This window comes from Cysteiniphilum sp. (assembly GCF_057495195.1).
Genome location: NZ_JBXTEF010000087.1, coordinates 1 through 5,018, shown reverse-complemented (window position 1 = coordinate 5,018; position 5,018 = coordinate 1). Strand labels below are relative to the sequence as shown.

General features: G+C 39.8%; 5 protein-coding genes. 1 reads left to right on the top strand and 4 read right to left on the bottom strand.

All coding sequences use genetic code 11. The features are described from left to right. Positions 1-147: 147 nt before the first annotated feature. From ACY10D_RS07965 to ACY10D_RS07955, 3 genes are read right to left on the bottom strand one after another with little or no spacing between them, the layout of a single operon-like run. A complete protein-coding gene (locus ACY10D_RS07965; RefSeq protein ID WP_487000223.1) occupies positions 148-618 on the bottom strand; it encodes a DUF4381 domain-containing protein in 471 nt (156 codons plus the stop codon). After that, positions 608-1,537: a DUF58 domain-containing protein gene (locus ACY10D_RS07960; RefSeq protein WP_487000222.1), complete on the bottom strand. Its 930-nt coding sequence runs from the start codon at positions 1,535-1,537 to the stop codon at positions 608-610. Before ACY10D_RS07960 ends, ACY10D_RS07965 begins: the two co-directional genes overlap by 11 nt. A 20-nt stretch (positions 1,538-1,557) precedes the next feature. Beyond that, positions 1,558-2,514, bottom strand: a complete 957-nt coding sequence (locus ACY10D_RS07955; RefSeq protein WP_487000221.1) for an AAA family ATPase — start codon at positions 2,512-2,514, stop codon at positions 1,558-1,560. A gap of 141 nt (positions 2,515-2,655) precedes the next feature. On the opposite strand from ACY10D_RS07955, the gene ACY10D_RS07950 reads away from it, so the two are divergent. After that, entirely contained in the window at positions 2,656-4,023 is a 1,368-nt protein-coding gene (locus ACY10D_RS07950; protein ID WP_487000220.1) for an MFS transporter, read from the top strand. A 4-nt stretch (positions 4,024-4,027) separates the two neighbouring features. On the opposite strand, the gene pstS is transcribed toward ACY10D_RS07950, so the two are convergent. Continuing rightward, positions 4,028-5,002, bottom strand: coding sequence for a phosphate ABC transporter substrate-binding protein PstS (gene pstS, locus ACY10D_RS07945; protein WP_487000219.1), 975 nt, complete (start codon positions 5,000-5,002; stop codon positions 4,028-4,030). Between the last annotated feature and the right edge of the window lie 16 nt (positions 5,003-5,018).

The following is a 5,018-nucleotide window of genomic DNA, read 5'->3' as shown; positions in this document are numbered from 1 at the left end:
TGGAAGGCTATGTGCAGCATTTGAGTTGCTGGCACAAAAATACTGTGCATAATTTAAACCTTGATTCACATTTTAATCTTGGTAACACAAAACGCAAGATAATGGGTAATAAGAGTAAAATAAAAATCCAAGGATAAGCGATGGTCATCATAACACTTTCCTTAACCATTTTTTCGTTAATCTAATCAGTGCTTGTTGCTCATCAATACTGACTTCTTTTGATGTATAACTATCTAATAACACACGCCCATCACCTTTACTAAAATCATCTGTTTTAAGCTGTTGATCTAGGAACTTCAACCAATCCTCACCGAAGTATAGATGTGCATTATCAACTTTAAGCTCTTGCATAATAACTCGCTTTAAAAAAATAGAAATCTCTGATATCAACGCCTGTGGTTTTTCTGACTGAGCAACTTGTGTTGTTTTATCAAACATCTTTATTATTGCTTGCTTGTGGCGATATGCTTTAATCCTTTCGGCTAAGAACCATATCATCAGCGCAATCACAACTAAGGCAACAACGGCCACAATATACCAACCCACTGCCAACGGCCAAATCGATACCGCAGGCGGAAGATGAATGTCTTTTAGTCCTGCTAATACATCAGTAGTCATAGCGCATCACTCCATGATTTAAGGTTTTTACCACATCATCATTCGTTGCTAATGCGACAAATTGCATATTGTGTTTACTTGATAGTGCTTTGATCCTATCTAGGCGCTGATTAAATGGCTCAGCATAGCGCTTATGCACGTCTTTATCCGCAGCATTTAGCTCTAAGAAATGCAACTGCCCATCACTAAAGCAGTATTGCCCTCTATCAGGTAAACTCGCTTCTAATGGATCATAAGTAAATACTTGGATAATCTCACTCTTGCGATTAATTAATTTCAAATACTGTTCAGCTTCATCATCAAAATGTACAAAGTCACTGATCACAATCACAACACTACCACTTTTAAGTGTTTTTGATAGATTCTTCAGTGTCATTGCCATTGAGTTGCTATTTGATGGTCTTAGCATATTTTCTGGGTCACTCAGGCATTTGAAAAACTTCAATAAATGCGTGCGACTACGTGCTGGTGTTAACTGATATAACCCTTCATCTGAAAATACCACACCACCGACTTGTTCATGATGATTCAGTGCTGCCCAACCTAATAATGCACATACCTTAGCCGCGAGTACACTTTTGAAACACACACGTGTTCCAAATTGCATCGATGCAGTTTGATCAACAATAAAATAAATCGCACGTTCTCGCTCTTCTTTATATACCTTGGTGTAAGGTTTACCAAGACGCGCGGTTAGCGGCCAATGCATTAAACGAATATCATCACCTGGTTGATAATGTCGGACCTCTTCAAAGTCCATTCCTCGCCCTCTGGCGCGTGAGACATGTTGACCGACCTGATTGGTATTAACACGTTGACTATTAAAAAATTGAATATTTTGTGCCTGAAAACGCAAACTCAATAATTCATTAATATTTGCCGTTATACCTTGTTGATCACTTGTGTTTTTTGAATTCATCAGCGTTTCCCCTCTTCCACTTATGGAATCGGCACGGCTTTTAAAAGTGCATCAATCACATCATCACTGGTAATATTATCAACTTCAGCTTCAAAGCTTAGCAATATTCTATGCCGTAATACCTCGTGAATCACCGCATGCACATCATGTGGTGATACATAGTCTTGTGCATTAAGCCAAGCATGCGCACGTGCCGCGCGCTCAAGCGCAATCGTACCACGTGGACTTGCCCCAAAACGAATCCACTTAGCTAAATCTTCATCGTATTTCGCGGCATCGCGTGTGGCTAATACCAATTGAATCATATACGCCTCAACGGCACTAGACACATGCAGATCTAACACTTGTTGTTGCGCTGTAAATATTTGATTTTGTGTTATTAGCGGTGGTTTTTGCAAGTTCACTGAACGATTGCCACGGTTTAATGCTAAAATCTCTTTCTCCATTGCCGCATCTGGATAGCCGATTTTGACATGCAGCATAAAGCGATCTAATTGTGCTTCAGGTAAAGGATAAGTCCCCTCTTGCTCAATCGGATTCTGTGTTGCCATCACTAAGAATAAATCAGGCAATGGATAGGTTTGTTTACCAATGGTAATTTGCTTCTCACCCATCGCCTCTAATAGTGCAGATTGCACTTTGGCAGGGGCGCGATTGATCTCATCAGCCAGTAATAAGTTATGAAACAAGGGCCCCGTTTGAAACTCAAAGCTTTGACGCTCAGGAATATAAATCTCAGTTCCTGTTAAATCCGCAGGTAACAAATCAGGGGTGAATTGAATACGGTGATATGAACATTCAATACATTCAGCTAATGTTTTGATTGCCGTGGTTTTAGCAAGACCAGGTGCGCCCTCAACCAGTAGGTGCCCTGATGATAATAAGGCGATTAGAAGGCGCTTTGTCAAAGCGCGCTGACCAACAATGCGCGCATCTAAATACGCTAATAAACTGTCAAAATCCTGATATACCGACATAAACCCTCCTAAGGCTTTAAAAACTTCATATAGTTAACGGTCTTTATTTTATAAACCCATTTATGAATTTCAAGCCCCATTACGCTCATGTTGTAAATTTCCAAAATTTGATTTTACGTTTAACTTTGAAGGTCTTACACTATGCCAATTCAAAAAACACAAGCACACTGTATGTTACGCAAACTCTTCCAACCGGCAAAGGCTATTGCCCTTTTACCAGCACAACAAGTTAAAAAACTTTACCCACAATGGCGTTTACGAATGTTTTTAGTCGCCTATATTGGTTATTTTACGTATTATTTTGGACGTAGTAGTTTTGATGTCTCAAAGCAATACATTACCACCTTAACAGCTGACCAACTGGGCTTAATTGGTGCGGCTTTAGGTGTCGCTTATGGTTTAAGTAAATTTTTGATGGGAAATATTTCTGATCGCAGCAATGCCAAGATCTTTCTTGCCACGGGCTTATTCATATCTGGCATATTGAATCTACTCTTGCCTTCTTGCTTAAGCGCTGGGGTCACGGTGATGTTTGTCATTATGTTTATCAATGGTTGGGTACAAGGTATGGGATGGCCGCCTTGCGCTAGAATCATGACTCATTGGTTTAGTGATAAAGAACGCGGCACCAAAATGGGGATATGGAATACAGCACATAATGTCGGTGCCGGAGTTTTAGCTATTGGCGTCGTTCCATTGGGAATATTGCTTTTTAAAGACAACTGGCATGGTTTATTTTATCTAGCTGGAATCCTATGCATTCTGGTTGCGATTTTGATTATTATCTTTGGCGCCGACACACCACAATCCGTAGGCTTACCAGCTATCGAAGACTACAGCCATGATTACCCGCCTGAATCTTGTGACAAAACTAAAGCCAATCGTGAAAAAGAGCTCTCAGCCAAGGATATTTTCTTTAAATATGTTCTAAACAATCCATGGATTTGGACCATTGCCATAGCAAATGCTTTTGTTTATTGCTCACGATATGGCTTACTTAGTTGGTCAACCTACTACTTGGTGCAAGTAAAACACATGTCAAAAACCACGGGGCTTCTTGGCTTTGCACTATTTGAGCTGCCTGCCATTCCAGGGACAATTTTAATTGGTTGGTTAACTGACAAAGTGTTCAATGGACGCAGAGCACCCATGAGTGTTATTTGCATGGTGTTATTTATTGCTGTCTTATTCGTTTATTGGCAGAGTGACACCCCATGGATATTGTTGTTATCACTATCTTTAATGGGCGTACTCATCTATGGGCCTGTTGCATTAATTGGAATTTTAGCGCTTGATTTAGTACCTAAAAAAGCTGCTGGCACCGCCGCAGGATTTACTGGTCTTTTTGGTTATTTCCTAGGGACTGTTGGTGCACAAGCAGTTATCGGTATCATTGCCACTTATTATGGCTGGGATGAAGTATTTATCTTTTTAATTTCAGCTAGCGTTATCGCTACAATACTATTGGCGTTATGCTGGAATCTGCATAACCGTAAAGAACATCATTAAGTGTTTAGACTTTATCCCAATAAACTTTAATGTCTGCAACAACATTTTGTGGAATACCAACATAATCAAGTTTTTGAGCAATCTTGTCACCTTGCTCAGAATAAGCAAACGTAAAGAATTGCTTAATATCTTGGTTGATGCCTTGCTTTGCTTTCTCAGGTAATAAAACAAAGGTCGTGGCAACAATTGGCCAACTGTTATTACCCGGTTGATTTACCAAGAGTAAATTGTAATTATCCTTTGCCTGCCATGATGCATATTTTGCAGCACTTGCAAAACTATTTAAATCAGCAGTCACTGTTTGACCACTTTGATTAATCAGTTTAACGGTTGGGATATTCGCGGTTTTGGCATAGGCATACTCAACATAGCCGATACTATCATCCACTTGTTGCACTTGTGCTGCAACGCCTTGGTTGCCTTTAGCACCAATACCTACCGGCCATTGCACTGAGGTATCAACACCAACTTGTTTCTGCCATACAGGGTTAACGGATGCTAAGTATTGCGTAAAGTTATAAGTTGTCCCTGAGCCATCGGCGCGATGTACCGTGATAATCGCACTATGTGGTAACTTAAGCTTTGGATTTAACGCAGCAATCGCTGGATCATTCCAATACTGGATTTTACCTAAATAAATATCTGCTAATACTTTACCACTTAAGACAAGTTCATTCGTCTTAATGCCCTGAACATTAATCACCGGCACAATACCGCCAACAATTGCAGGGAATTGTAATAAATTGTACTTACTAAGTTCTGCATTACTCAATGGTTGATCTGATGCTGCAAAATTAACAGTACCTGCAAAAATCTGGCGCTGCCCGCCACCTGAACCAATTGGTTGGTAATTAATTTTAACACCTGTTTGATTATAATATTCATTTGCCCAACGTGACATCGCAGGATAGATAAAGCTTGAATGCGAATCAAGGGTTGAATAATAATCAAAAATAAAGTTTACGAGTTGCCAATCCATAATTTATTGTGTTAAT